A 5,660-nucleotide genomic window follows, 5' to 3' on the forward strand; every position below is an offset into this window, starting at 1 on the left:
CCGAACCGAATGGGAATAGCGAAAGGGCTGCATCAACAGCGAGATGGTTGTGATACAGGGGAAGGCCGGTAACGCGTTGCACTTCTTTAGCAACGGTCAGCTTGCCGGAGGCAACAGGGCCGAAAATGAATACGCAGAACATGCGCTCTGACGAAAGCATGGCCACCTAACGAATGAAGCTAACCGGCCCTGCCTGCACCGTGGCGCTGAACGGAGCCGAGGAAGCGAGAAGCTGAGAGAGAGCGAAAGGCAATGCAGGCGGAGTCCGAGTTGAGCTGAGGGTTAGGCCTTGCCACCGTTCGATAGAACATTGTAGGCGCCCTTTTTATTCAGGTCTTTCAGCACAGCCTGAACGAACCCTGGTTTGCCTTTGATCGTGAATTGTTTCTTCTCACCGCTTTCATACTTGAATGCGCCCCAAAGAATAGAAACCGCTGAGTGACCAGGCGAGGTCCACAGGATATCTATGACTTCGTCTTTTCTGAAAATATCTAACAATTTTGGAATAAGAGGCACGATGACGTTCGTAGCCACTTGTTTTGTGACGAGGTTGGCGGCTGCCATGAATGTTCTCCTGTGAGAGGCCTAACGATTGAAGCTAAGCGGCCACGCCTGCACCGAGACGGTGAACGGAGCCGAGATAGCGAAATGTTGAGAGAGAACGAAAGGCAATGCAGGCGGGGTCCGACTTGAGCGGAGGGTTAGGCATCTTGGGGCAAACCTTCGGATGTATTTTTCACCTGACGGAGGATGAGTGGAAGCGCTTCTGCGAATGTTTTTGCGATAACCGTGTCGGATTTTCGATTGAACTCTGATGACCAGGTTAAAAATTCATCCTTTTCAAAGCCCACATACGAAATGTTTGCATTCGATTTTGCGAGTACCCCCCAGATGTGCTCGTCGATGCGATGGACTCTGAGCCCAATCACATAAATTTGATCCGCTTTGCCCGCTAACTCGAGCCACAGATTTTGCTGTGCCTTGACGAACTCTGGACAAAAAAGAACCTGCTTTGATGGGGAGTAAAGCGCAAGAGCCGGACCGATTGAATCCTCTCTGTCGCAGAAATCGATGATCTCGGCAGCAGAACGCGCTGCCCTAACACCAACCCCGAGTATTGATCCCCCCTTGGACTGTGATAGGTCAAAGCTAATTCCAGAAATCTGCCTTGGTTCCATATTGGGAAGGAAATTGCAGGAACCATGAATTTTGAGTACAGAAAAATTATTGGCCGGAGCTGGGTACTCTCCGTAGGTGACTAACTGCCCTGCTTCGGAAATGGCCAACTCGATAAGCAGATCATAGTTGGTAGTAATGATTGCAGGCCTAGGATTGATTTTCCGTAGGGCCGAAATGAGTGTTTTGTAACAATTTCCATAGTACGGTCTGAATTGAGCAAAATATCGGGCCATATCGCGTAACAACTCTGTTGTGCGCGTGTTGTGTGATTCCCAAAACTGATCCATGCCTTTCTCAAAATCTTGTATGAAGAGATCCGCCAGCTCTTTCGAAACGATTTCTGCAGCTCCACCTTGCTTCTGGAGAGCTTGAAATAGCCCAGACCCTAGGGGGGGACGCCCCGGAAGACATAACCCACTCCCGTAGCTTGCGCCAGCGCCGAATAGGAAGAGGGTGGTCACAACTTCACCGGGAGATGCCTAACGAATGAAGCTAACCGGACCCGCCTGCACCGAGGCACTGAGCGGAGCCGAGGAAGCAGGGAGTTGAGAGAGAGCGGAAGACAATGCAGGCGGGGTCTGAGTTGAGCTGAGGGTTAGGCCGCATCTAGGTATTTATTAAGTGACGGAAACGATAGTGCAGTAGTAAATTGCCATGATTTTACCATCTCGAATAAGGCACAACCCCTCATATGCACCTTCTCCGGAATGATCTGGGAGTTTTGGTGCAGAGCGATAGTCGGCAGAGCATTCCCAGATCTCGTCGCCGGAATTGATCAGGGATTTGAACTTTGCCCAATGCGGGTCATTCCCTCTTCGACTTCCTGCACGTTCGAACTGCTCGAACGAGATCTTTCTCCTCAAGCAGTTATGAGGGAATTCGTTTAGAACTTGTGCATCTGATTGGCGATCGAATGTGAAGAGAAGCTGTACCGGCCTCTGTACACAAGCGAGCGTGGAAATGCAGGTTGAAATCACAACGATTCGATTACGCCAAAGCAGGGTCATGCGGGCGGCCTAACGAATGAAGCTAACCGGCCCCGCCTGGACCGAGGCGCTGAGCGAAGCCGAGGAAGCGAGAAGCTGAGAGAGAGCGGAAGGCAATGCAGGCGGGGTCCGAGTTGAGCGCGAGGTTAGGCCGAGCCCTAAGCAGTAGCCACCCGAGCACGCGGCGCGCTTGGGTTTGAGCCTGCTTGAGTGAGAGCGAAAGTTCATGCCGACGAGCCCAAAGGAGAACACCGGAGTTATCGCGTGAACATGAGAGCCGAGCTGCTGAAGTGACCTCAATGATGGCAGAAATCCATAGGCCGATGGTTGATGAGTAAGCGATAACCCTATTCTTTGAACGCCGAAGACTGAGGAACGGCGAGGCTTTGCCGATGGGACAAGCCAGAGCGACGAAGCCGAACCAGCGCCGCATCACCCAGCAGATAGAAAGAGAAGGGCGAACGAGGCCTAACGAATGAAGCTAACCGGCCCTATTGCTGCGGGAACCAGGCTGCTGAATTGTTTGAGGACACTAGCGCGCAGCGATAGGGTCCGAGTTGAGCGGAGGGTTAGGCCCATCATGACGGCCCTCCACCATATCGCGCCAGGAATGGGCTGACTTTCTCTTCGAGAAGTTGGACCAGCATTGGGTCCATAAATTCGAATAAATCCGGAATATCTAGACAAATCACACGCTGATCGGTGAGGAATGTCTTGAACTTCTTGGAGAGCTTATTGCGGTGAGCCTTTTCCATTACGAACACAACATCTGCCCATTCGAGGAGGTCACTAGAAAGCGGATTCACAGCATCAGGGTTCAATCCAGCTGACGCAACCTCGACGCCTGGCCGACCAAAGAAGATTTTCTCGGCGGTCGGGCTTCGGAGCCGATTCTGGCTGCAGATGAAGAGGATGTGTTTCAACGGAGATGGGCCTAACTAGACTTGGACGGCGAGGACGAAGGTGTTCGTAATCCGCCTATTCCGGTTTGAGAAGGATTTAACTGCTGATTTTACCGTGGGGCTATTGAACGGGGCAAATTGGATGGGCAGACCAAAAAATCACGGATGAGGCGGGTATTGGAGCGACTGAAGCCTATTGGTTCGATGCAGGCCAAAATTTAGAGCGTACTCCGTTGGTTGGGCGGCCTAACGAAGGAAGCTAACCAGCCACGCCTGCACCGAGGCGACGAGCGGAGCCGAGGAAGCGAACTGTTGAGAGAGAGCGGAAGACAATGCAGGCGGGGTCCGAGTTGAGCTAACGGTTAGGCAGCCCGCTTGGTTCTTGGGGGAGCAGTGGCGGATGGAAGTAGCATATAGCGGCTAAGAGGCAAAGGCCGATGATAAATAGAACCGAGATGAGTCGTCTCCACTTCGAGAGGCCAAGAAATCCCCTTACGAAAATCGATAGGGGAATCGCTATTACCAACGGCCACCACTCGATCAAATTAGCCTGACCTTTACCCTCAGAATTCCTGAAAAAGAGAAACGCCCAAGTCGAGAAGGGAATTACGAAGGCCAGCAATTCCCACGATTCCCAGTTCGCCCTATCTCGAAGTTTCCAAATAATTGGTAATGATATGACTCCAACAGGGACAAATTGCCCAAACCAAGATGCAACAACCATGAGCCCTATGAAAATGGGCATTGGGTTCGATGCTGAAGTTGTGGGCATGGAGGATGCCTAACGAATGAAGCTAACCGGCCCCGCCTGCACCGAGGCGATGAACGGAGCCGAGGAAGCGAGGAGCTGACAGAGAGCGGATGCCAAGACAGGCGGGGTCCGAGTTGAGCTGAGGGTTAGGCTGCGAGATGGAACCTAGGTGAATATCTGGACTAAGTGGTTTGAGGTACGAGGCTTCTCTTATGGCTTTGGTTGCTTGGCGTCGAGAAAGTCATTCACCATCGGAATGATGACGGACATGCGCTGCATCAGCGTCACGTGCGTCGTGGCGGGCAAGATGGCCAATCGCGAGGCGGGGAGCGGCTTGATGTCGCCGTGGATCCCGCCGCCTTTCTGGCGAAACATTTCCGCGACGTGCTCGAGCCGTACACCATCCGAGTCGCCGTGGATGAAGAACATCGGCGCTGTGGTGGCCTTCAGTTGATCGTCGCCAATGTCGTGCCCTTTCGAATCCATGGCGAGGAGCCGCTTGACGAACTTCGGGAAGTCGTCCGGATTCGGGTTCAGCCTCTTGTACTCGGCTTCAATGGGCGAGCCTTTGAAGACGTCCGCGGTGAGTGTCGCGAGCGCGTCCTGCCCATCCTTGACCACGCCGTCCCGGCGGAGCATCGACGAAATGACGACAACCTTTCGCACTTTGTCCGGATGGCGGATCGCACACCGCATGGCCACGCCGCCGCCCATGCTGTACCCGAGGAGGTCCGCGCGTGGGATTTTCAGGTAATCAAGCAGCGCCGCCACATCGTCGGCGAGGTTCTCGGAGGTGATGTTGCGTGGGATGTCCGCCGTGCGCCCATGGCCTTGCATTTCGACGGCGATCACTTTCCGCGTTTTGGAGAGCTCGTCGATCCACCCGGTCCAGTTGTTGGTGATCGTCATGAACGCGCCGTGGAGCAGGACCACCGGATCGCCGCTCCCGTGGATCTCGTAGTACATCTTGAGTCCGCTCACCGGGGCGTAACCCGTCGTGGGTTGATGCTGCGCCACTAAGGCAGCTGGCAGAAGCATCGCCAGGAGAAAAGCCGTCGTCTTCATGCTGGACCTTTCCTTTTGGTGAGGTTGAACACGCCGCGCAGCCTAACGAATGAAGCTAACCGGACCCGCCTGCACCGAGGCGATGAGCGGAGCCGGGATAGCGAGATGTTGAGAGAGAACGCAAGGAAATGCAGGCGGGGTCCGAGTTGAGCTAGGGGTTAGGCGCATGACGTTGATCATGGCCACTCGAAACCTTCGCCAATAAGGGTTAATGGACCACCTGTGTGGTAAATCTCGGACAGAATTCGATTCGCCAAAAATTCAATATTCGCACCAGTTACCTTGATGAGCGGACACCCGTTCTCTGCGACCATTTCGACGGGCGTGAAGCCATTTCTGTTCATGAAATCGATCACAAGAGACTTGTCTTCGATGTTCTTTGGTGCGAGTAAGCACCAGTTGAATTCAAGTTGGCCGTTCGCCACTGAGTAATCGAGTGCAATATCTGAGTCTTTTTGATTGGAATCCGTTACGGCAATAACTTGAGCCCACGCCAGTGTGGTGTCGCCCGCCCTTAGCTTTGATATCAGTTGAGGAATGTCTTCAGGCTGAATCTGCCATTCCTTGGCGACGCGAGACCGAATGAATACAACGAAGCCAACGACCACGGCAAGGACGATGACTCCGGTGAGGACTGGGTTCATGGGAGCGCCTAACTAGACTTGGACGGCGAGGACGAAGGTGTTCGTAATCCGCCTATTCCGGTTTGAGAAGGATTTAACTGCTGATTTTACCGTGGGGCTATTGAACGGGGCAAATTGGATGGGCAGACCAAAA

At 53.5% G+C, this 5,660-nt stretch carries 5 protein-coding genes; all 5 read right to left on the reverse strand.

Translation table 11 applies throughout. The features are described from left to right. Window positions 1-282: 282 nt before the first annotated feature. Window positions 283-564 (reverse strand): hypothetical protein, encoded by a 282-nt coding sequence (locus MLE42_RS15845; protein ID WP_243288821.1) that lies wholly within the window; start codon window positions 562-564, stop codon window positions 283-285. A 137-nt stretch (window positions 565-701) separates the two neighbouring features. Next, entirely contained in the window at window positions 702-1,640 is a 939-nt protein-coding gene (locus tag MLE42_RS15850) for an SIR2 family protein (protein WP_243288822.1), read from the reverse strand. Window positions 1,641-2,743: 1,103 nt separating this feature from the next. Continuing rightward, window positions 2,744-3,088, reverse strand: coding sequence for a low molecular weight protein tyrosine phosphatase family protein (locus MLE42_RS15855; protein WP_243288823.1), 345 nt, complete (start codon window positions 3,086-3,088; stop codon window positions 2,744-2,746). 940 nt (window positions 3,089-4,028) lie between these two features. Then, window positions 4,029-4,883: an alpha/beta fold hydrolase gene (locus MLE42_RS15860; RefSeq protein WP_243288824.1), complete on the reverse strand. Its 855-nt coding sequence runs from the start codon at window positions 4,881-4,883 to the stop codon at window positions 4,029-4,031. 176 nt (window positions 4,884-5,059) lie between these two features. After that, window positions 5,060-5,527, reverse strand: a complete 468-nt coding sequence (locus tag MLE42_RS15865; protein ID WP_243288825.1) for a hypothetical protein — start codon at window positions 5,525-5,527, stop codon at window positions 5,060-5,062. Window positions 5,528-5,660 lie beyond the last annotated feature (133 nt).

This window comes from Geothrix terrae, from assembly GCF_022808775.1.
Lineage (GTDB): Bacteria > Acidobacteriota > Holophagae > Holophagales > Holophagaceae > Geothrix > Geothrix terrae.